Below are 25,106 nucleotides of genomic sequence, written 5' to 3' on the forward strand. Positions count from 1 at the left end.
TCAGTTGGTGGGGCCGGACGGTGTGGTCGTCGGCCGGGGCGCCATCAGATATTCCAGGAGCGCCGACCCGTTCACCAGCCAGGCGGGTGGGTGGTCGGAGACGGTGCCCTTCTGGGGGTCCCACCAGACCGGACCCGGTGTGCGGTTCGGTGCCACATTCCTCGGGTAGACGACCACCGTGGCATGGGCGATGTTGCTCATGATCGGGGACCCACCCGAGGTGAACAGCGCTTGCTGGGTGACCGGGTCCCGTGCCTGCCAGACGTTGTGTACCAGCGCCGCCGAGCCGGGTCCCTGCTGCCGGATGTGTTCGTGCAGAGCCGCGAACTGCTTGTCCATACCCGCTGTGGAATGGAAGCTTTCGATCGGGGTGCCGAGGAAGCTCTGGGCACGCTGCAAGCCGTTCGCCTCACCCCAGTTGCCGTCGACCCACCGCGCCAGCGCCACCTGCGGGTCGCCCAGGAAACTCGCCAGAGCGGCCAGCGAGGTATCGATGCAGTTGTTGTTGCGGCCCGGTTCGGCCGTGCCGCCGGCATTGATCAGTGTGCGGTAGTCGTTGTCGCGCGGGTCCGCGCCGACCAGGAATCGGTCGCCGTCGCGCAGGGCGTTCTCGACCTCGTGCTGGAAGTCGGGGTCCTCCAGCGCCTGGAGGTAGTTGGGGCCGAACCGACGGGAGTTGTCGAGGCCGGTGAGTTGTGACGCGGTGAGCGCCCGCGCCATCGCGTTGGTGAGGTGCCGGAGATCGTCCGCGCTCAACCCTTCCAGGTCCGCGGACCGCGGCAGGCCGAGGTGCTCACGCAGGTTCTCGGCGAAGGATTCGATGGGCAGGTCGGGATGCCATTCGCCGTCCCCGTGACCGATGGTCACGTGCAGATGCGCTGAACCGGTGTCCGCGGTGCTCGGGGTGGGCACGAGATCCACGTGCAGCAGCTGCATCGGTTCCAGGATCTCGCCCTTGTTGAAGGTCAGATCCGTTGCCAGCTGGGCTCGTTGCCAGAATTTCGCGGCCTGATCGGGCAGTACGCCTTGACCGAGCCTGGTGTGCATGATGATCCGCGCGACCGCGACCGGCGCGATGAGTTCCTCGCCGCCGGCCTGTTCATACCGGAAGTGATCGAAAGCGGGTGTGGCACTGTGCGGATTCGCGGTCACTGGAGTGGCCGGTCCCGTGGCCGTCGCCGTGCTGAGCAGCGTCCGGGTGTCCTGTGCCAGCGCGACGGCCGCTTTCTGGTCCTCGGACAGGCCGTGCGTGGGCGAGGTGCTGCTGTCGGCGGGGGGTGAATCGGGCTGGTTGTCGTCGGTGTCCCGGCCGTGGAGTTCATCGAACAGGGTGTGCAGCACGTTGTCTTCGTTGCTGTCCAGCGGAGGGTCGGGGGTGGGCCGGGGTGCTGCGAGGCCGTAGGCTCCAGGGCCGCTCATTCCGAGTGCGAAGAATTTGGGCAGGTGGGTGAGGTCGACCGCGAGGATCCCACCCCGGCGCGGAATGGTGGTGTCGGGTGGGTCCGTGCGACCGGGGTCCGGGATCCAGTCGGTCGTACCGGCCGGCTTGCGTTCCTGGTATCCGTCGGGGGCGGTCCAGTACAGGGTGCCGTCCGGGGTTCGCAGGCGTCGGCCGCCGGAAGGGTAGGTGTATTGGACCGTGCCGTCGGGCGCTTCGTGGAATCGGGCGCCGCTGGGGGTGAGGCCGTATTCGGTGCCGTCGGCGTCGCGGCGGTAGCGGGTGCCGTCGGGCTCGGTGCCGTATTCGGTGCCGTCGGGGTCGCGGCGGTAGCGGGTGCCGTCGGGGTGGGTGCCGTACTCGGAGCCCTCGAGTTCGTGACGGGGTCCGCTGGCCGGTTCACCGATGTGATCGTTCCCCTTGGGATCGAGCCGGTATTCGATGCCGGTGAGGGGGAGCGGGTAGTTGTCGTGGTTGTCGTACGGGTCGTCCAGCAGGATCCGTACCGGTTCGCCGGTGCTGTCGTGTTCGATGGCCAGCACCGTGTATACGTGTGTCTGGGTCAGGCCGGGCAGCGTCGCGGGCCCGCCGAAGGCGTGGGTTCCGATGGTCACGGCGGTGTTTCGGCGCAGGGCCCATTCGATTTGCCGGCCGATCGCCCGGGCCGCGACCGTGGACCTGCTCGGCAGCGTCCGATGCTGGGGCTCGGATCCGAAGGTATCGCTGAAATAGTCTGTGAGAGCTTGTTTTTCCGATTCCCACCGGTCCGGGAAGCGTTGATCCAGATAGCCACGGAAACCGCTGGGGGATCGGAGGTCCCGGGTGCGTAGGAAGTCGTTCCAGGCGGTGGTGAATCCGGCCGGGTCGTTCCGGTGGCGGGCGCTCAGCTGTGCCCGGGTCGAATTGTGCAGGGCCAGTTGCCGGGCCTGCCAATCGTCGAAGGTGTCGGCGAGCCGACGGGCGAATTCGAGGTCGGCGGTGGGGGTTTGGGCGTTCGTGAGGTCGGAGCGGACGCTGGCGCGGCTGAGGTAGTCGTCGAGGAGCTGATGCAGGGTATCGATGTCGAATCGGAGTGGGTGAGCGATGTCGTAGTTACGGAAACGGGTGACGGGCTGTGCGAACCAGCCGTTCTCGGCTCGGTGGAAGCCGGCGCCGAGACGTGCGGCCGCGGTGGTGAGTGGGGTTCCGATGATGACCTGGTAGCCGTCGCCGTTGCCGAACCGGAGCGCGTAGGCCTTCTCGATCATGGTGGCCCACAGCGGTTCTCCGGGTTCGTGCCGGATGAAGTAACCGGTGTCGGCACCGGGGGTGACGTAGATGGTCTTCTCTGTCCGCACCCATTCCAAGCCGGTGGTGCCGTCGGGGTGATCGACCAGGAACCGGACGCTGACGGTGCCGTCGCCGTGGTCGTGCAGGATGTCCACGATCGACTGCGGGTCGTGTTCGGCGAGCGATTTCAGATCGGCCAGCAGGGAACAGTCTCCGGCCGAACCCTGGCGCGTCTCTTCGGGTTTGGGGATCCCGTCCACTCCGAACAGCGGGTCGTTGTGCCGTCCCCGCACCACGGGCAGTGCGGGCAGGACGCCGCTGGAGGTGTTGACGCGGAACCACTCGGGGCGACCGGGATACTTCAGCCATTGCCAGGATCCGAAACCGGGTCGTGCCACGAGCGGGACGTCGTACGGCATTCGCAACGGTAGCGGCCGATTGTGTTCGTCGAAGCCGAGGAATCGAATTTCCGCGCCCGCCGGGGTTTTCCAGCTCAGTGTGCCGGTGTCGGTGCTGTTCGGCGCGTGTTCGAAGGTGAAGTCCATCGCCATATCCCGCAGGATGTAGCGGATCTGCCCTCCGGGTTCGGTGATCTGGTAGTGCGCGGGCTGGTCGGGGTGTGTGACGAGTCGCGCGGGTACTTTGTCGCCGACCGTGGGGAGTTGTTCGGTTCGGCCGTTGTGGTCGACGAAAGTGAGCACATCGCCGGCGGGACGCGGGACCCTGATCGGGACCCCGGGCATGGGCAGCAGTTGTTCCCGTTCGGTGAGGCTCAGCGCCTGGAGTTGCTGGTCCGGGCCCAGTTGCCGGGGACCCGGATCGGCGCGGTCCAGACGCGCTCGGGAAACCTGGGTGTCGCCCTCGGGTTCGCTGTCCAGCTGCTGCCGCAGGTCCTGACCGAAGTACGTGTCCTGGTCGGGAATCGCCTCGTGGCTGCGGGACGACGTCGGCCGTACAGGCGTGGCGAAGTCCAGATCCTCACGCGCGGTGAATTCGCTGACCTGGGCGTCGCGCGGGGCTCGCAGGTGGGCCAGCACCTCCTGGACCAGCATCGGCGTGCTGCTCAGGGCGGGGTCGAAGACCTGCCACGCGGCGATCCCGCCCTCGACGGTGTACACGAGGTTGCCGACGTACTGGTCGATGGGCACATAGCGGGTGGTCGTATCGCGGCCCGCGGGGTCCGGTCGGGTGGTGGGGGCCTGTAGCCCCGCAGCGGTGATGACGATTTTGCGAGGGTGGGTGCCCAGGCCGGTCAGAGTTACGGCGGCCAGCTGGGCGCGTTCGGCGGATCCGGGGTGGGTGGTGGAGGGAAGGGTGTTCAGGGCCTGGATCCAGTCCGTGGCGGTGTCCTCCAGGACCGGGGTGGGGGTGGCGTCCGTGCGGGCCGGCCGGGCGAGGGCGTGGTCGATGTAGTCGTGCTCGTCGGGGAGTGCGGTCCGCAGGTCGGTGCGCAGGTCGCGGCCTTCGGTGGCGGTGCGGTAGGCGGCTTCGACGGGCTGTATCGCGCGCAGGTCACGATCCAATCGGGTGATCAGCGCGAGCGCGGCGGAGGCCTGTCCGGAGTCGATCCGGTCGCGCAGCGCGTCGGAATAGGCGCGCACCTGCGGGGCGTTCTCGCCGTGCGTCGGGGGTGGTGTCGCCGATGCGGGAAACGTCTCGGGTTCCCAGCCCAGCAGCTGGCCGATCCGTGAGGTCTGGGCGTCGGTCAACCGGCCCGCCTCGTGAGCCTCCCGCACCGCCGCGGCCAACGGCGTCGTGTTGGCCACCTGGTAGGCGCCCTCCAGGAAGGCGGTATCGCGCAGCGCGGTCGCATGTCGCAGCGTGTCCAGCAACGCGCGGAAGTCGATCGGATCGGTGCTGTCCAGGGCTGCGGCGAGCTGCGCGGCGTATTCGTGATCGGATCCGGTGTCCAGATTTCCCACGATGAACTCGCGGTATCGGGTCGGTAGCTGGGACCGCAGGAACCGGGCCAGGCCGGGGTTGTCGTCGAGCAGGCCGACTCGTGCCGGATTGCCCCGGAGTCGGGAATACACGAGGTCGAGGATGTCGCTCTCGGCCGGCGGGTTGCCCTCGGCCTCGCGGGCGTGCAGGTAGTCCTCGACAGCGCCGCGGATCCTACCGCCGAGGGTGCGGCGCGCCATGACGTTCAGGCTTTGCAGCAGGCGCTTGTCGGTGTCGACGTCCGCGAACCCCCGGTCGAGCTCGCGCAGCGTCTCGGGGCGGTACACGTCGGCGTCGGCGCGCGGCGGCAGCAGCCGTCCCGCGGCCAATGCCATCGCATGTGCGTCCGTGACGACGACGGTCGGCTCGCGCAGGTATCCATCCCTCGTCCAGCGCATCCAGGCGCTGTCGTTCGCCTCGTCGGCGGCGCGGCGTGCGGCGAACGTCTCGATGATCTGCTCGGCGGGTCCCTCGAGATGCGTTGCCCGGTCCGCATCGAGGTTGATCCGTGCCAGCCAATCGCGAGTGGAGACCGGTTCGCGGGCGACCGCGGGATCCCAGACCATCCATTGCGCGTGCCCGTCCCGGTCGCGGGTGTACACCAGGTTGGCGACATGGTGGAACCAGTTCAGCGATGTCGCCGAGCCGTCCGGCAGGTGCTGGACCACCGCCAGATCCTCGCCGTTGACCATGATCTTGCGCGGCTGGGTACCGAGCGAAATCAGTTCCAGTGCAACGTGATGCGCCAACTGGACGCAACCTGTGTCCAGATAACCGTGCGGCAGCGGGTGGTCGCCGGACCAGTGCTCGAAGGACATGGCGCCGATATGGGCGAACCACTGCCGGGCGGTACCCCATTCCACCGGTATCCGCTTGTCATCGGCGCCCCAATCCGACTCTCGCGCAGGGGGTTCGGCGAAGACATGGTCGAGGTAGTCCCTGTCCTGCGGCAGGGCGCTGCGCAGATCCGCGGCCAGGTCTCGGCCGTTGGTCTGGGCCCGGTAGGCGTCCTGGATCGCCCACAGTCGGCGGGGGTTGCGGTCCAACTTTTCGACGAACGTCAGTGCGCTCTCGATATTCTGTTCCGCCAGAAGCGATTTCACATACTCGCGGACCGGCGGAAGATCCGCGGGCGACTGCCCCGGTCGGGTTGCCGTGCGGGGCGGCGTGATTCCGGCGGGCAGGTCCGGTTTCGGTTGCCAGCCCATCAGGCGGGCCATTCGACGTTCCTGGGACTCGGACAGTCGACCCTGCTGAACTGCCTCGCGGACAACGTCTTTCAACGGGCGGCCGTGTGCGTCGATGAACGCGTTGTCGAGCGGCCGCGCGTCACGCGAGGTGTTCGCGTGGGTCAGGACGGTCAGCATCCGGGCGAAGTCGATCGGGCGGTCACCGGCCAGTATGGCGCTCAGGGTCTGCGCGTAGGCATGCCGAGAGTCGGACCGGGACGATCCGCTCGCCTCGGCGGCGGGAGACTCGGAGGGGTCGGTGGCCTTGCCTGCGGCGAGTGCCGCGGCGAAGGTCTCCGGTGCCGAGCGCGGGCTCGTCGATTCCGCCGTGTCCGGGAAACCCGCTGTCGTGCGGGAGCTTTCGGCGAGACCGGAGCTTGCGGCGGGTACGACCGATCGCAGCGCGTCGGGCACGTCGTCGGTCGGCGTCAGGATTTCCGCATCCAGGATGACCAGGTCGTTCGCTTCGTCGCGCCGGGCCCCGGTGATGCGGTACATCGTGTCGCGGGCCAGCAGCAGTTCGTTGTCGCGAGGGACGCCGCTGCGGGGTCCGATCCACAGGCCCTCGGCGCCGGGCGGAACGGTGAGGTTCATTCGATACTCGAAGCGGCGGCCGTCCGGCATGGTGGCCAGATCGCGGCCCACCGAGGTGGACAGGTAGCCGGGCTCGCGTTGCACAGCGCCGATCAGGCGGGTCGGGTCGTCGTGGAATCCGAGAGGATTGCCGTTGATGTCCCGCATGAAATCGATGCTCGTCAGGCCGCGCACGACCCGGATCGGTTCGGTGTTCGGCAGCGGGCGGGTCGCCGTGTCGAGGGTGTCGATGGCGCGTTCGAGTACTTCGAGGCTCGGTGACGTGCCGAAATAGCGTTGGAAGAATGGTTGCAGTGTTACCCGCTGGAACTGATCGTCGGCGATCATCTGCGCGAGGGTCGACTCCGCATTGTTCCGGTTGACGATCGCCTGGATCAGCCGCCACATCGTATTCGCGCGGTACGGGTCCGCGATCTTCTCGTGGATGGGGGCTTCGCCCGCCCGGTAGTGGTTCGTCAGCTCGGCCAGCGACGGCTCCCGCGAGCCGGTCAGCTCGCTCAGCAGTGATATGTACTCGGCGGCCGTGCGACTGCGGTCGAGTACCTCCTGCGCTCGGTCCGCACCCTCCCGCAGCAGCGTGTTGTGGATCGCCGAGGTGTGATAGGCCCACGCCGCATGCTGCTGTTCGGGGGTGAGGTGATGCCACTGGTTCAGGGCGGTCTCGCCGTAGTTCAGGCCCGCTTCATCGGAATCGAAGATGCGGGTGCCGGTGGCGTCGAGGTGGCCGGTGTGCGTGGCGTCGGCTGGGGTGTCCGGACGCCACTGCTGTCCCGGCGGCGGTTCGAAGGCGACCGGAGTGTGCAGGTCGTTCGGGGACAACCGCAGCGGGGTGCCGCCGGTGATGGTGGCGACCTGGAGTCCTTCCGGGTGTTCGGCGGAGGTGTACAGCACGGTGAACGGTGCGTCGGAGGGGCCGTGCTGGAATATTTCGCGCGGTGAATCCGGGTGTAGGACAATGACATTGAGGCCGAGTTCGCGAGCGGCGATGGGGAGCAGGTCGGCGCTCATCAGATGGTCGGTGGGGTGCTGCGGGTCGCGCACGACGTCGAGCAGGTGTCGGAGCCGGTCCTGGGCGCGTTGCCGGATGGCATCGTCGAATTGCCGGACCGATTCCTCGAACTGCTCGCGGCGGTGGGTTTCGGCAGCGAGTTCCTCGGGGGTTCTGTACAGCGGATCGCCATGGCGGGCCAAGCCCTGCGCCACCATGTCGCCGTGCCTGCGGACCAGACGCCAGCGCTCACCGCTGCGTTCGGCGTCCCAGCGGGCGCGGCGGAGAACTTCGACCTTCAGTTCCTTCAGTCCCGCAGGGGTGAAGGTGGTGATCTGATCGGTGTAGTCGTCGAGATGTTCCGCCAAGCCGTGCGCGAGGGTGGTGCGGGCTTCGGTCGGGGTGGAGTGGCCGGAGAACTGGGCGAGCACCTCCAGGACGTGGTTCGCGTCCTGGTCGGAAGGTTCCCAGACGCGGGTGTTGTCCGGTGTGGGTTCCCGGTTCACGGTGATCCGGCGTCGGATGTCCTCCACCCCGATACCCGGTTCGGCATCCTGACGGTCGTGGGCTTCGAGGCGGAGATCCACGGCCAGCGTCGGCGGGACTCGCAGTGCCGTGGCCGCGCTGTGGAAGGCGTCGTGCAGGTCCGGTCGGAGTTGTTCGGCGAGTTCCAGGGCTTCCCAGGGTTCGGCGGAGCGGATGGCCTCGTCGAATCGGGCGAATTGTCGCAGCGCACGGGTTTCCGCTGGGGTGAGGTCGCGCAAGACCGGGGTTGGGGTGCGGGGTGCGAGGTCGGCTGTCGAGGCGGTGTCGGTATCGCGGTCGGGGGCGTCCGCGCCGCGGTTGTTGCTCGGGAAGCCGGTGAGATTGTTCGCGGCGAAGAATCCTGCGAAGTCGTTCATGGCTTCGCCGCCGGGGAATGCTGCGGAGTCGTCGGTGGTGTCCGCGGTTTCGGTGGGGTGGTAGCTGGCGAAGTCGTCGACGAAATCGTCCGATCGACGGCTGTTTTCGCGCGCGACGTCCTGGATGCTCTTGTCGAAGTTGTCGGCTCGGCGCTGCCAGTCCACGGCGGTCTGCGGTGTCGCGCCGAGGGCTGCCGCCGCGTCGGCGAGGTCGTCGAGCAGGTCGGGGTTCATCTGCTCGATGAGGTGGAAGAGGTCGTCGTCATCGATGCCCGCGTACGAGAGTTTGTCCCGGAGAATTCGTGCGATATCGGCGTACGCGCTCAGGGCGTGGTTCTCTTCGGCGGTCAGATCGCGGATCTCGTTGTGGGGCTGGCGCGTTGGGGAGTTCGTGGTGGACGGCACGTTCGGTCGTGCGAGCAGTGGCGGTGGCGACGCCGGTCGGCTGGGCTGTTGCTGCGGATCGGTCGAATGCTCGGGTGTGGGGGTCGAATCCGTTGCATCGGTGTCGAATCCGGCCGGTCGGGTCTGCGGGCCGGACTCGTACGCGCGCTCGCCGACGGCGGGTGTGGTGTCGGTGACGTCATGAGTGTCGCTGCGGCCCTTGCCTTTCGGATCCCCGGGCAGGTCCGGGGTGTCGGTGAACGGTCCCGGGTTCGGCGCGAGCCCGGCGGAGCGGCTCGGGTCCGCGGGCAGCAGCAGCTCGGCGTGCAGTACGGGCAGGCCGCGGGCAGGACGCTCGATCCGGGTGATCCGGTAGCGGGCGTCGCGTTGCAGGACGAGTTCGAGCTTGTGGCGATCGCGGGCGTCGCTGCCGATGTAGACGCCGCGCGCTCCGGGCGGAACAGTCAGGGACACATGGTATTTCGTCGTGTCCGGCATGTGCCGGCCGCGGGCGGAGAACGACGTGGACAGGTAGCCGGGTTCGTGCTGGATCGCGCCGACCAGCAGATCGGGGTTCCGGTCGCCGAGCGGTTGCCCGTCCGCGGCGTTCAGGAAATCGATCGTGCTGAGGCTGCGGGTGACCTGAACCGCGCCGTCCAGCCGCAGCGGGACGGCGGTCGCCTCGTCGAGCACCCGCATGTGCTCGTGCAGCGGGCCGGGGGTGAGTGGTTCGGACGTGTCCCGGGGGCCGAAATGATCGCGGATCAGCTCGTACATGCGGGCATCGGACCGGATCTGGTCCCACCGCGCGCCGGGCCGGGCAGCCAGGAGTGTGCTCGGTACCGCCAGCTGCTCTGCATCGGGCGACCAGGAGGAAACCCCCGCGCGCTGCAACTCGTACTCGCGAGACTTCCACAGCTCGGCGCTGTCGACCAGATGCGCGACCCACCGGTCGATCCCGGCGGCCGTGCCGCGGCGCAGCGCGATATTGATCAGCGCGCCCTCTTCGTAGCGGCGCAGGGTGTTTCGCACCTCGCCGGACAGGTCGTCCCAGGTGCGCAGGACGTTGTGCGCGAAACTCTCGCGGGCGGCGTCGTCGGCGAAGTAGCGCACGCCGCCGACGAGCAGGCCCTGGTCTGGGAGTGAATCCGGTTGCGGCTCAGTCGAATCCCACGATGAACGGCGGGGTTCGCCGGTCGGTACGTATCGGACGCCCGCGCGGTTCGGGGCGGCGAGGGCCACCTCGGCCGTGACGCGTCCGTCCTCGGTGAGGCCGGTGAAACGGAACACGGTGTCGCGGGGGAGCAGCAGTTGTGGGTGCGCGGGATCGCCGGACAGCAGGCCCCGGACGCCGGGCGGCACGGTCAGCTCCACCCGGGGCGTCGATGACGTCTGCGCGGCGGCGGTGAAGGTGTGGTGCAGGATCTCCGCCCCCGCGCCGCCCGCGATGAGCCGACCGGCGAGCGTGCTGTCATCGCTCACCAGATGCATCGGAGTGGTGATCGGCAGCGGTGCGGAGGTGGCCTCGTCCAGCCGCCGGATCTGGTCGCGGAGTGCGTCGATGCTGAACTGCGCGTTCAGGTTCGCGCCGAAGTGGTCGTTCACTTCGTGGTAGCGATGGAAGTCCTCCACCACGGTCTGCCACTCGCGGCGCGGATCATCGGCGGCGAGCAGGTTGCGCAGGACGTCGAGCATGCCCGGTGCGCCCGGGTCGAGTTCCTCCTCCGGGACCTGCGCCATGCGCTCGAGTTCCCGGTGGAGGTCCTCGAATGCGGGCGGTTGCTGGCCCGGCCACAGGATCGCCATGCCTTCCGGGGCGCTGGCCGCCCCGTCCCAGTCCCGGACGAACCGGTCTGGATCGGCGAGGAAGTCGTCCACCACATCGGGTTTGCGGGTGTGGCCCACGACCGCGGATCGGTGTTGCGGGCTCAGCTGATCGAGGGAGGTGGCCGTGCGCGTGGTGAATTGCGGTGTGCGCGAGGTGGTTCCATCGCCATCCATGGTGGTTCCATCGACGCGGTGTGTGGTCCGGGTGACGATGACGTCCGAGGTGGCGATGCCCGATTCGCGGCGTCCGAACAAGGCGCGGATGCTGCGGAAGGGGGAATCCGTGGCTGCGGGGAGGGTTCTATTGCCCTGTGCCGCAGCGGATGTCGAGGAGGACGCGACGGCGGTGTCCCGGCTGCGCAGGCGGGATACGAAGCCATGGAGTCGTTGCAGTCCGCGTCTGCGTGCGGAGCCTGCCGCAGAGTCGGTGGCGCGAGCGGTGCCGTCGACTCCCGGACCTGCATTTCGGTGGCCGGTCCGGCTGGATGCCGCGTCGCCGTGCGGAATCGCCGATGAGCTACCGGTCCGGTCGGGGGCGGTGGACAGGGTTCGGTTGCTGCCCGAGTGGTCTTCGGGTGCGCCGATGCGGATGTCGGCGGGGAATTTGGGGACCGTCGTCCTGCGGGGGAGCAGGGGGCGGACCGTATTGCCCTCGGGGGTGTAGAGGATGGCGTGCACGCCGGCCGGGCGTTGCTGACCGGGCAGGGTGTGGGTGGGGTCGGCGGCGTCGTCGACGCGGATGAGGCCGTTGTCGTTGTACATCCGGTAGGCGTGCGCGCCGATGCCGTTCGTGTTCGGGGCGGCGTGGACGGCGACGACGAGGGCCTGTGCGCCGGGGCCGTGGATCTGGAGGTTGCGGACGATCGTGGTCTCGTCGGGGTAGCCGCGGAGTCTGCCGCCCGCGGCCCGCTCGAGTTCCCGGCGGGTGTGTCCGGACAGCGAGAACGGGAGACGCGGCACGCGGATTCTGGTGCCGGGCAGAGTGTTTCGGATTGCCGTGAGGGCCGCGACGACGCAGTCGTTCGGTGTCAGCGGCGGGGCGAGCAGGGTGTCGGCCGGGCGGTTGGTGACCGTCGTGTGGGCGGTGGCGCCGTCGCTGCGGACCGGGCGCGGCGTCGGTGTCGTGGTCGACGTGCGGAGGTTCAGGCGGTCCAGGGGGCGGCGGAAGAGGTCGCGGATGCTGCGGCGCGGGGTGTCCGCGGTCGGGCGGGGGATCGCGGCGCCGGTAGTCTGATCCGATGCGGTGATGCGGGATGCCAAGCGACGCAGACGGTTCCACGGGTTGCGCGAGCGCCGGGCCGGTGTGGCCGTTTCGCCGGAGCGCAGCGGGGTACTGCCGTCGGTCGCGGGGTCGGTGCGCGGTGTTTTCAAAGGGGTGAGCTCGGGGACGAAGGCGTCGTCGAACAGCTTCACGTCATCGAGCGACGCGGCGCGCTTGGTCGGTTCGGAGCCCTCGGCGGCCGTGAAATCCTTGGGGGCCGAGGGATCCACGACTGGCATGATGTCTTCGTTCGGGTCCAGCTTCCTGACCGGTTTGACGCCCTTTGTGGAGGCGTTGCCACCGGACAGCTTCGTGTCGTCGAAGGACGCGGCCCGCCTCCGGTTCTTCGGCGCGGCGAAGTCCTCGGGGAATACCAGGTCGTCTGAGAGCGTGAAATCCTTTGGCGCAGTGGGCTTCTTCGGCAGTGCGAGGCCGTGGGTCGGATTGAATTCGGTTGAATCGAAGCCCTCGGTGGTCGTGAATCTCATCGGGGACAAGGGGCCCATGACGGGCGTGATGTCCTCTTCCGAGTCGAGTTTCTCGGCGGGCTCGACATCCTTGGGTGCCGTGAAATCCTTGGGGGCCAAGGGATCTACGACGAGCATGCTGTCTTCGTCCGAGTCGAGCTTCTCGACCGGCTTGACGTCCTCGGTGGTGGTGCTGTCGGACAGTTTCGGGTCTTCGACGGACGCTGTTTTCTCTGCCGGTGCGAGGCCCTTCGGGATGATGCCTTCGGTGACGGTGATGTCGTCGGACAGTTTCAGGTCGTCGACGGAAGCGGCTCTCTTGACCGGCTTGACGGCCTCGGGAGAGACAGTGCCCTTGGACGGTTTCAGATCATCGAACGAGGTGGCCGGTTTGAGGCCCTTCGATGGTGTGAAGTCCTTGGGGGCGACGAGATCGTCCGTGGGGGTGGTGATTTCGGCCGGGTCGAACTTTTCGATCGGTTCGACACCGTGGGTGAGGCCGGTGTCGTCGGACAGCTTCAGGTCGTCGACGGATGTGGTTTTCTCGACCGGCTCGAAGTCCTTGGAGGAGGTGTCTTCGGGCAGTTCGAGGCCGTCGAACGAGGTGGCCGGTTTGAGGTTGTATTCGGGGGATGCTTTTTCGAAGGCACCCTGGTGTGTGAAGAAGTCGTGACGGGTGGGGGAGTTGGAGAAGTGGGGGACGAAGGGGCCGGGAAAGGTTGGGGATGAACTGGAAGGGGCTGCCAGTAGGAGGTTTTCGATGGATTTGGACAGGGGGAGTGTGTTCTTGGAGGCGGTGAAGATGCGGGGGTCGATGCTGGGGGTGGTTTCGTCCAGGAGTACGGGGAAACCGGTGAACGAGTTGGCTCGGTTGGGGCGTCGGGTCGGCACGTCGGGGGTGATGGCGACTGCATTGCCCTCGGGGGGAAGGGAATTCGAGCGAGGTCGGCCGGTGTGGTCGACGGTCGACTCGTCCGTGAGGACAAGGGCTTCCTCGTCGTCGGAACCCGGGTGGACGGTCGCATCGTCGAGGGTGGATCGGAGGTCGGTGAGCCGGAGCGGGGGGAGTGTCGGTGCCATGACCGGCCCGGTGAGCAACTCGCTTTCCAACGACGTGTGCAGGGCGGTCGAGGGAGAGATCGGGTCGAGTACCTCGCTGTCCGAGGGCGTGTGCAGCGCGGTTGTCGCGGACGCCGCTGCGGCGAGTTCGCTGTCCGAGGGTATGTGCAGAGCCGTTGTGGCGGATGTCGGGTCGAGCAGCTCGCTTTCCAAGGGGGTGTGCGGGATGTTCGCGGCGGGGAGTGGGGTGAGTACCTCGCTCTCCGAGGGGGTGTGAAGGCCGGTCGTGGCGGACGCTGCGGCGGCGAGCTCGGCGTCCGAAGGGGTGTGCAGGATGGTCGTGGAGGATGCCGGCTCCTCGAGGTCGGTCGACTTCTTCTTGTCGTCCCCGAGCGAGGGCTGCGGGACTTCGGGAAGTTTCGTGGGGGTGGTCGAGGCCGTGAATTCGTCCAGCGAGTCGAGTGTGTGGGCCGTGAGGGACGGATCATGTTCCACCACAGCGGGAATGGGGATCTGTTGAACCGCATCGGTGGATGACGTGTGCGGCAATGTCGAGGCGGTCGTGTCGTGGGACAGTTCCGACTCGGAGACCACGGGAACGACAGGGGACGCGGGAGGCTGCAGCGCCGATTCGTCCAGCAGCTCAGGTGATTTGACTGCTCCGATGGCCCCGAGGTCTTCCTCCGAGTCGGTGAGGTGCGAGGTGATTCCCGTTGGGAAGGGGGACTTCTTCCCGGACGGGTTGTTCAGATCGAGGCCGTGGATCGATATGTCGTCGTCGGGGGCGTGGATCACCGTGCCCGTGGGGGACGCGGGCGGGAGGATGAGCTTGCCGTCCGCGTCGTAGAGCCCCTTGTCGAAACTCTTGTCCAGTCCGCTGTCGAAGACCGCCTTCGCCGTCGGCTCGGTGCTGCCTCCGTTCTCGGATTCGGTTGCGGCTGCCGATGTTTCGGCTGCTTTGGCCGCTTCGGCGGCTGATGCGGCCTCGGCCGTCGCAACGAGGGACTCGTTGAACACGACCAGAGACTCGGCGAGGGCGCCGTCGAGGTCGTAGTCGGATTTGTAACCGAGAGACGCGGCGATCGCGGCATCGAGCTCGGGGTCGGCCGACTGCTGGGCCGACGTGGTCGGCTGCTTGGCGGGGGCGGCGGGCTCGACGGGCACGGCGGCCGCGCGCACGACGGTCGCACCGCCCAGCGCCTGGGCGAAGGTGAGGTTCACCGCGCGGTTGTCGGCGTCGCGCATCTGCCCGCGCTGGGCATTGACGCCCGGATACCAGATGTGATGGACGGCGTGTTGGTCGCCGAAGACCGTGAGCCGGGTGGGAGACGCGGTGGCGACGGTCGTGGGGGTGTACTGCTCGACGCCTTCGGCGAACAGGTGGTTGACGGCGCTCCAGGGCCTGGTCGAGGTACCGGTCGGAACAGCGTCGGTGCTGGGCACCGCGTGGTGGTAGTGGTCGTAGGCGACGAGGATCGAGCCGTCGGATGTCGCCTGGTCGTCCGGGCCGAAGGTCGCCCCGTCGGGGAGTTGCCGGTGGTGGAGGCGCACGGTGGTAGGCGGGAGTAGATGTGCCAGGGCGGCCGCGGCGGCGCGGGGCACCAGATCGGAGATATCGGAGTTCCACTGGTGACGCGGCAGCACCTCGTGTTCGATCTGCCGGAGGTATTCCGCGAAGTGACGGTTGGTGTCCGCCGGTGAAATCCCGGCGGTCTCCTGCGCGGCGGTGAGTTTCTTGCCGCTGTTCTCCGCGGTGTTCCTGAGGTTCTGGAAGACCTCGAAGTAATCGTTCACCCGGGCGGGGTTGGCCAGTTCGAGCGCGGTCAGGTAGCGCAGGTATCGAATCCGGCGGTCCAGCTCTCCTGCCGTGCGGTACGGCTCGGGGTAGTAGATGCGCTCGAGGGCGTGGAAGAAACAGTCGCCGTCGAGGGGCATCGACTCCCACACCATTCCCGGTGGTGCGACGACGTCGTTCACGATGAACCGGCGCGCGCCGCGCGCGCGGGCGGCCGGCGTCGCGGCGGTGTCCGGCAGCAGCGACGACAGGGCTCCCTTCATGAAGCTGAACATGGACTTCTCTTTGCCGCTCTGCGTGGCGGTCTTCGCCGCGGCGGCGGCCTCTTTGTCGGCGGCGAGCGTGGCTTCGAGCTTCTTGGCTTCGGTCGCGAGTTTCTCTGCCGCGGCCGCGGCTTCGACCTCGCGTTTGTCCGCATCGGCTTTGGCCTGCGCGGCCGCGAGTTTCTCGGCCTTCTCGGTTTCCAGCTTCTTGGCCGCCGCTTCGGCCTCGGATTTCTCGGTCGCGGCTTTCTCGTCTTCGAGCTTTTTCGCTGCGGCTTCGGCTGCGGCCTTCTCGGCTGCGAGTTTCTCTGCCGCTGCCTTCTCGTCTTCGAGCTTCTTCGCTGCGGCTTCGGCCGCGGCCTTCTCGGCTGCGTCTTTCTCTGCTGCGGCCTTGTCTGCCTCGGTGTCGTCTTTGTTCTTGTCGGGGTTCTTGGTGTCGTCGTCCTCGGTGTCGCTCGTCGGCTGCTGCTTCTTGGGCTTGCTCTTCTTCTTGGGGGCGGCCTTCTTCGCCTCGGCTTCTTCCTTGGCCTTCTTCTCGTCCGCAGCCTTCTTTTCTGCCGCGGCTTTGTCTTCTGCGGCTTTCTTCTCGGCTGCTGCCTTGTCCTCTGCCGCCTTCTTGTCCGCTGCGGCTTTGTCTTCTGCCGCTTTCTTCTCGGCTGCTGCCTTGTCCTCTGCCGCCTTCTTGTCCGCTGCGGCCTTGTCCTCCGCCGCTTTCTTCTCCGCCGCGGCTTTCTCGTCCGCGGCCTTCTTCGCGGCATCGGTCTCGTCGCCCTTCGGCTTACCGTCCTTCGGCGGCACGAGAGACGAATCATCCTTGGGCGCAATATTTTTCGGAAGGTTCGCGCTGTCCGGCGGCTTCTCGTTGGAACGCAGGATGAGATCACCGGTGACCCAGAGCGTCCCCTTGGGGCCGATCACCTCGACCACGGCCACCGAACGCAGCCGCTTACCCTCCGGCTTTCCACCCTTCACGTTGGTGCGGAACAGGCTTCGCAACACACTGCCGATCGCGACGGTGCCGCCCTTACCCGAGACGTCGCCGCCCAGCGGAATGCTGCTGGGGCCGCCGCGATCGTTGGTCTGCTTGGCCCCGCTGTAGCCGACACTCAGTGCGGTGCTGGTGTTTCTGCTCGACGAGGAGCCCATGCTGTCGACGGTGAATTCGAAGGCGTCGAAGGCGATCTGGTCGTTGCCGTCCTCCTCACGCGGCGAGTACAGGCTCATCTTGACGACGGTGTCGCCGATCTTGACGCCCGCCGCGTGCTGCTGCGGGGCCGGCATCTTGCCGGTCTCCTCGACGTTCAGGAACGGCGCGGTGGACTGCGGTCCCAGCGTGACGAAATCGCCGTTCGCGACCAGCGTGACCAGGCGGTTGTACATACCTTCGGCAACCCGGGTGCTGTCGTTGGTGTGCAGCGACGGGTCGACGCGCAACAGCGCCTCGGCGAACTGCTGCGACGCGTCGAATTCCCGGATGTCGAACGCCAGCTTGGGTTTCCACGAGGGCACGGACAGCAGCTCGCGCACCTTGCCAGGCACCTTCTCGGCAGGCTTGACGGCGGTGGCGGCCTCGAGGTCGATGGTTTCGAAAGTCCCGATGGCCTTGGCGGGCTCGAGCTTGCTCTTGGTCGGATCGAATCCGAACACCTGCGGATCGGTGCGCGCGACCTCGGCCGCGGGCTTCTCCCCGACCTTCGGGATCGGCTTCGTGTCACCCTCGTGCACGCGCATGAAAGTGGTGGCCTTGACGGTGTCGGACCTGGACTGACTCGGTGTGGAAATCTCGTCGGGATCCAGACCCTCCACGACGCCCCGCCACTGCCCGGTCGTGATGAGCGACTTTCCCTCGGCGATCGCATTGCCGCTCGCGGTGAGGAGATCACCGACCTTGTCGAACACGTACCCCGACAACGTCTCGTCCATCATCCGCCAGTCGACCGTGACGGTCCATTCGGAGGGGATCTTGAACTCGTACTGACGTGCGGCGCTGCGCTGCCACGCGCTCAGATCACGGGTCGAGTTGTGTACCTCGCTGTGCGTGCCCGTGCGCTGGACCGCGAGCGTCGCGCCGGGACGCTGCTGATTGCTCTGCCCGCTGAGACCCACGCTGAGCTGGTTGCTGTGACTGTGGCTGCTGCCCACGCTGGTCGCGCCCGGTTCCTCCAGCGAGTTGCCGTCGGCGCGGATGTGGCGGTGGACGTTGTCCAGGGCGGCGGTCCGGGGGACCATCTTGCCCTCGATGGTGGCCAGCGTCTGGCCGTCCGGCATGTCCTTGTCCGCTTGGGGGCGTTGGGTGAACGTGACGCCGACCATGCGCGGGATGCCCATGGACCGGTCGACGAAATGGAACGTGTGTTTGCCCTCGGATCCGGCGTTGGCGAGGTTGCGTACGCCGTAGCTGGTGCTGTGTTCGTTGATCAGCGGTGCGACGCCGGGGTGGTAGTTGTTGTGGCCGACGACGGTCGCGCCGGGGGAGATCTTCTCCAGCAACGTCGTGGCGGCGTTCTCGAGCGCGCCGCGACCGTCGTCGAAGATGACCTCGGTGGCGCCGCCGAAGGCGGGCAGGGCCTTGGCCGTCTTGGGATCGTCGCGGCGCTTTCCGGTGTAGGCGTCCGACAGCAGGCGGGGCTCGACGGGTACGTATTTCTTGACCGTTTTCACGGTGCCGTCGTCCTGTGTCTCGGATACGTTCTGCTCCTCCTGGCCCTCCGGGATGATGTCGAGATCCCATTTCTGCTCCTCGGCCGTCTTCATGAGCAGAGCCTTGTATTCGGGATAGTCGTGCAGGTCGTTGTCGGTAAGGAAGAACTCGAGCCGGTCGGGGGCGTCGATGACACGGGTACGGGTGCCGTACGGCTTGCCGTGCACGAGGCCGGATATGAAGTTGCGCAAGCCCGCCTTGACGGTGACGGTGTAGTGCCCGTCCGCGACGAACCGGTACACCTTGCCGCCGTAGTCGGAGGTCACGCGCATGCTGTCGGTGCCGTCACCCTTGGTGACATGGGTGTTGCTGGAGTTGCTGCTCTGCAACCCGCCGCTGGGCCGGAAGCTGTGATCGGATTCCTCGCCGTACGTTCCGCCGACGATGAACGCGCCTTTGTGGCCCTTCTGCAAGCCCTTGAACCGCATCGTGGCGTTGTTGGCCTCCAGCCAGTGCTCGGTGTCGACCGCGGCCGGCTTCACCGCCCTGATGTTGTCGAAGAAGCCGCGGATGTCGACGCTGTAGTCGGTGCCGGTCACCTTGCCGGGGATCTCGGTCTCGAACTTGTACGAGTCGCGGAAGATCAGCGGCGCGTACATGATCATGTGCTGCGGGGACATCGAGGCGTGCAGGACCGAGCTGGCCTGCGACGCCGGGTCGGTGGCGGGATCGCCGAATGCGGTGCGCCACACCCATTTTCCGATGCCGGTGGCCTTGCTCCAGGCCCAGTGCCCCCAGGTCTCGCCGTTCTCGGGGGTGGTCGTCCCGTCGTCGTCCTTCTCGGTCTCCTCCGGCCAGGCGCCGGGGACCTTCGGCTTCTTCGCATCCGGCTTCGGGAGCGGATCGAGTTCCTTCAGGGGCTTGGGCGCCTCCTCGGCTTCGGTTCCGGTGGTGACGGCCTTCTTCGGGATGGTGATGGTCGTCTCGGGAACAACCGGGCCTTTGCCGAGCTCGGGCAGATCGATCGATTCCGGCTCGCTGTTCTGCTTGCGGAACCACGGACCGAGGCTCGGCTGCCATTTGCTCAGATCCGGAACCCAGGAGTGGAAACCCGCGCGATGGCTGCTCCACCAGGAGGACGGATCGTCGGTCTGCCCCGTGCGCGGTTCGGCGATCGGGAGTATCGGGCCGTGGTCCTCGGGGAATTTCCCGGGGATATCCAACGTGCTGGGGTCGAAGTCGCGACCCTCGGCGGCCGCCTCGAGTTCTATGCCGTCGATGAGGCCGGTCGTCGCCTCGTGAAATATCTCGGCGACCGCGTGGTTGGCCACGACGGCGGACAGCGGGATCCTGCCGACGCCGCCTTCGATGGCTTTCTTCGATTTCATGCCGAGGCCCTTGACGATATCGGCGGGGAGGGCGTCCTTGGGGCCGTGATCCGCGCGCATCGTCGGCGGCCGCAGCTTTCCCTTGTTCGCTTTCGCGGTGGTCAGATACTGCGGGACGGCCAGGCTGACCTTGCCCTCGCCCTCGATCGGAGCCGGGCCGTGGCCGTGGCTGTAGGAGATCTCCGCGATGAAACGGGTGCGCATGCCGAAGATCTCGAGCCCGGCATCGCCCTTGTAGTCGTCCTCCGCGGAATTCTTCGGGCTGAAGGTGTAGTTCTCCTCGGCGTGGAACTGGGCGGCGCCCTCGCCCTTGGACTTGCCGTAGTTGAAGTCGTAGGAGGCGGTCATGCTCGACAGCCGCTGGGTGCCGATTATGTTGAGCGGGTTGGTGAACGACGCGCTGGCGCCGGCATCCGCGGCGAGCGGGGTACTTTCGGTCTCCTCCCCGGAGGACAGGATGATGCCGCTGTAGTTCATCGTCTGGAGTACGGGTGTGCGCCAGTCGTGGGTGACGCCGTCGTTCGGATCGGCCTTCGGGTCGTACTTGCCGTCCGGGGTGTTGTACTCCCGGACGGCCTTGATGGTGACGGTGATGCGCGCGGGATCCAGACCCGCGGCGGTGGTGCCGTTGAATTCGGTGCGGAAACCGAGTTGGAGCATCTCGTCGAAGGCCGCGAGCTTGGTCAGCCGTGCTTTCATCTGCGAGAGTTTTCGGGAGTTCTCCAGGCGTTCCTCCGCGGTGGACCTCAGGTCGAGGAGGTCGTTCGCCTTGCTCGCCGAGGGGAGGAAATCCATATCGGAGACGAATTTCTCGATACCGTCGAAGATGTTGTCGGGTATTTCGACCTGGAGCGGGGTGGTCAGCAGGTCGAGATTTTGCAGATGCAGCAGGTGCAGGGGGAGGAAGCGTTGTTCACCGGCCTGGGGTTTGCGGCCGAGGGCCGCTTTCGACGGCATCAGCATGTTGATCGGATACCGCTTACCGGTCGGCGTGGCGTCGGCGGTCTTGTCCTCGACCGGCTTCGTGGCGTCTTTCGCCGGTTTCGTGCTGTCTTCGGCCGGTTTCGTGGCGTCTTTCGGTTTCGTGCTGTCTTCCGCTGGGACGGTGTCCTTCGTGGATGTCTTTTTTCCGGGGTTGTTCAGGGGTGTGCCCGACTTCGGCAGAATTGGTGCTCCGTCGGGGCGGACGAATTTGACCCGGATCTCCATCTCGGGTGTGGTGTGCAGCAGGCGCGAGACCAGGCGCAGCGCCCGGGATATATAGCCGCGGCCACCGTAGGACAGCGCATGGCTGTTCTGGTGCGTGACCCCGGCCTTGAGAGGCGTGATATTGCCGCCGCGCGTCGCATAGCCGGTCGCCTCGTCGGATTTGCCCTGCGCCAGGCCCAGGGAGAATGCGAACGCCGCGCCGAGCCGGTTGGAGATCGCGGCTCTGGCCTGCGTGCGCAGGCCGCGCACCACGTTGTATTCCAGCCGCGACTGGCCTTCCGCGGTGACGGGGCCGGTGAGGGTGTCCCCGCCGTGGAAATCGACGATCTCCACCTCGAAGAATCCGAGCGGTTTACCGGACGAGGTGTACATCGTCGGCGATTGCACCGAGCCGCCGTGCATCATCGGGACATTGCCGCGCAAATTGTCGCCGAAGAAGGTGCGCAACTGGATCGCCGACGCCTTCGAGATCTGCTTGATCTGGTCGGGGAATCCCTTCATCACATCGGCGAACAGTTCGTCGTGGGCCGGGAAATCGAGCGGGCCGTAGAACGGCATCTGATCGACGGAGATGTACGGGTTCGCGTTCTTGCCGGAATCCGAATAATCGGGGGCGCGATGGAACGGAATCGGAGTGTGCTTGTCGTCCTTTCCCGCCTCCGGAATCTTGATCGTGTTGTCGTGCAGGTGGTTCGGGAACCAGGCGGTCAGGAGGTCGGGGGCGGCTTCGTGATCGATCTTCACCCAGTCGTCTTCGTGATCACGGATATCGGGAGACAGCACGCCCGCGAGACCCTCGGGGTTGTACCGCATCTCCCATTGCATGTCGAAATCGTGCGGCACCGCGTCGGAGTCGGTGCTGCGCTTCTTGATGACCGACTGCACCGATCCGATCACGGCCATCGCCGAGGACAGCTGATTGTGCATGAAATTGAACTGCGGGGTCACACCCCAGTTGATCAGTTTGCCCTTGTTCTTCACATCGGACAGGTGGGTGTACGGGAAACTGAACGATCGCAGGCTGTGTTCGCTCGCGGAACTACCGATATCGACGTTTCCGTAGGTCCAGCTCTGGATACTCACCGCCGGACCGTCGTTCGGCCGCGAGATCTCGCGCGGCACCAATCGCAGGCGCAGGAACACCGGGAACGGGTTGCCGTTGTGTTCCGCGGCCAGCGGCATACCCGACTTGCTGAACAGGCGGTACGCCTCCGCCGTGGTCAGGCGTGAGGTCAGTTTCTGTTTGACGGCCGCGTGGAACGGGTCCTTCGGGGTCTGGGGGCCCTTGAGCGCCTTGGTCAGTGCGGTCTTGCGCTTGGCGTCGGGGCCGGTGTACTTCGGCTTCGCGGTCTCCGTCAGCTCCGCGCCCTTGCTGTCCGCCGGAGTCACCGTTTTCTTACTGATGTCGGCATCGGCCGCTTTGGTGACTTCGGCGTCCGCGGGTTTCGTACTTTCCGCAGGTTCGGTGGCTTCGGTGTCCGCCGGTTTCGTGCTGCTCGTGGTGGCGACCGGTTTCTTGGCGGCCTCGGTCTCCACATGATGGATGACCTGTTGGCGCAGCCACTTGATGGTGTTCTCCGGAATCGGCGCGATCTTGATGAGATCTTCGGCGCCTTTGAAACGCCTGCCGTAATTCCAGACCGTCCTACTCAGATTCGAGCCGGCCGGGGGGTCGGTCGGTTCCGAGTCGTCCGTGGACCGCGCACCGATCATGGTCGTCGCCGCCAGCTGATCCGCCAGCGCGGGATCCATGGCCTTCGGGATGCCGTCGGCGGAGTAGAGCACCGCGTGCGTACCCGCCAGCTCCCGCGGGACCTGCGGCGGGAAGGACCGGTGCGACGGATCGGACGAATCGTGCACCGAGACGGTGCCGTTCTCGTCGACGCGCATCAGATACGCGTGTGCGCCAACGCCATTCGCGTCGGTGAAGTCCCGGTAGTCGTCGACCACCAGCGCCACCGCGCCCGGACCGATCGCGGTCAGCTGCGCGGCGATGTGATCGTGGTTGTCGAACCGGGTCAGCGGCGCACCGGCGTTGTGCGCCAACACATCCGCGGGCATACCGGTGACACCGGCCAGGGAGGTGGGGATCTCAGGGCGGGGACGTCCGGTGAACGCGGACAGCAGCGACAGCGACAGCACCGCGCAGTTGACCGCGCCCCACACCCCGGCGGGATCGTCGGGGGCGGTGTAGACGGGCGGGGCCGGGTAGTCGGGCGGGCGTTGGTCCTGCGCGTCGAGGTAGGTCGGCAACTCGTCGACCGCGAGCCTGGCGGCGTGATCCATCGGGATCGGGGCGGTGGTGCGGTCGGTCGTGGGTTCGACCACCACGAACTCGTTGAAGCCGCGCTGTCGCATGCGCAGTTGCAGCTCGGAGACGTCGATCGAATCGGATCGGCCGGTGTCGGGATCGTAGACGCGGAAGCCGTGGCCGCCGCCGACGTGTTCGGCCGCCATCGCGCGCGAATCGATCGGGTTCACCATCCACAGCCGGGTACCGCGCGGCAGGCCCGCGAAGTCGGTGGATTCGCGCAGATCCAGCCGCGCGCCGCCGCCCAGACTCAGTTCCGCCCAGCGGATCCAGTTCTCCCGGCTGTTGTCCGCGCTGGGTGCGCGCAGGCTCGAGATCACGTTGATCGCGTCCTGGCGCTGGCTGGAAGTCAGTGTCGTGTAATCGAATTCGTTGGTGCGGGAGGTTCCGTGTCGCAGCCAGTGCATCGCCAGCCAGCCGCCGAACCGGCCCACGGTATCGCCCGCGACCGAGTCCACGCGGCCCTGCGGGTAGGCCCACAGCCTGCGGTTGTTCGCGTCGCCGGTCAGGTGCAGGTAGGGGTTGCGCATGGTCGCGGTCGGATGCCACGGCTCCTCGTGCACGGTGGTGCGGCGGCCGTCGACCAGCACGGTCGGTATGCGGCGGGAGAAGCCCTGGAACAGTCGGCTGAGCCCGAAACGCGACGAACCGCGGCGTTCGTAGGGGGCCATTCTCGCGGGGAAATCGCGCGTCGGCGGGGTGTGCGGCGCTTCGGTGTGTGGTTCGGCCTGCTCCTGCGTTTCCGGCGGCGGGAGCTTCTCGGGCGATCGGGTCGAACCGTCGAGCGCGGGGGCGTGCCGCGACGGCGTGGACGGGCCCGCCTGGTTCCGGTCGAACTGCTGGAACGGGTTGTTGTGTTGGGCCGCAAGCGAATTCGGCGTGTAATGGCTGGACCACGCCGGACGGGTACCGGTCGTCCCGGGCAGGTCTTCCGGGCGGAAGGCAGGCGAGGGGGTGCTGGTGTCCTCGCCGAAGTCGTGGGAGGTCGTCTCGGACCCGCCGCGCTCCGAGCCGGTCGAGCCGAAGGCGGGATCGCCGAGAACAGTCTCGATCGACGGGAGGTCGCGCTGCGGCTGATACACCGTGGGGCGCGCGCCGGGAGACCGGTCGATACTCGGTCGTTCGGGCGAGGTACCGGTCTGCTGTTCCGGGGTCGTCGATCGCTGAATGTCGTTGCTGCCGTCGGTATTCGGGGCCGGACGGTGCGACGTCGCGTCGTCGCCGGATCTGGGTGGCGGGGTGACGGGTTGCCGGGTGCCGGTGCCGTCCTCGAGCGGGGGGCCGCGCGCCGGATCCGATTCGGCGCGACGGGAATTCAGCAACTGCTGTTCCACTGCGGCCTTCTGCAATGGTGTGGCGAGGTCGCGCAGGTCGTTCTCGGCCGTATTCAGCGAGGCTCTGGTCTCCTCCAGTTTGGCCTCGGTCTGCTCGTTGCCGTCGTTGCGATGCGCCTCGGTGGCGTCCTGATGCTGTTGTGCCGCTTCCTGATAGCGGGTGATGAAGGTCTTGACGCGGGCGTTCGGCGCGGCACTGCGATAGTCCTCGGGCGAGATGTAGTGCACGGCCTCACCGGGTGTGCCACCGGTCTCCCAATCCCCGTTCGGGTCGCCGCTGCGCGCCGCGCGGGTCTTGGCCTGATGGTTGACACGTTCCGAATATGCCGGGCCGCCACTGATTTTCACCTTGAGGCCGCCGTTCGCGATGGCCTTCTCGGACGGGGTGATATCCACGCCGCGGCCCATCATCTTGTTGCCCAGGATGATTCGGCCCATCTCACCGCCGTCCTTGATGATCTGCTGGAGCGCCTCGTTCGCCCGGTCCTTACTGCCGTGCGAATCGACCCAGGCGACGTCGAGCGCGTCGAATTTCACGTCGAGTCCCCGCTCGGCGGCGGCGTGGTGGAGTGCGTCGGCGAGGCGGGCGACATCGGCGTTGTCCATGGCGATGGCCAGCTGCGGTGAACCCTTCTGCTCCCATGCCCCGGTCTTCGAATCCTGGACGAACGCGGTGTCCAGGATATCGTTCGCCATGGCCTCGAATTTCTTCGCACCGGAGGTGAAATGCTTGGCGTCGGGGGTGAGCAGCTGTGATTTGAAGAACCTGTCCACCTTGGAGATCGGGCCGGTGCCGTATTCCTGGT

At 67.0% G+C, this 25,106-nt stretch carries 1 protein-coding gene (only partly in view); it reads right to left on the reverse strand.

Going from position 1 to position 25,106, the window contains the following annotated elements:
* On the reverse strand, window positions 1-25,106 hold the 3' portion of the coding sequence (locus NRB20_RS05050) for a toxin glutamine deamidase domain-containing protein (protein ID WP_153408041.1). 5,035 nt of this gene lie beyond the right edge of the window; only the last 25,106 of its 30,141 coding nucleotides appear in the window; its start codon lies off the right edge, out of view; the stop codon is at window positions 1-3.

Origin of the sequence: Nocardia macrotermitis (assembly GCF_009604405.1) — a bacterium.
In the GTDB taxonomy this organism is placed as follows: domain Bacteria; phylum Actinomycetota; class Actinomycetes; order Mycobacteriales; family Mycobacteriaceae; genus Nocardia; species Nocardia macrotermitis.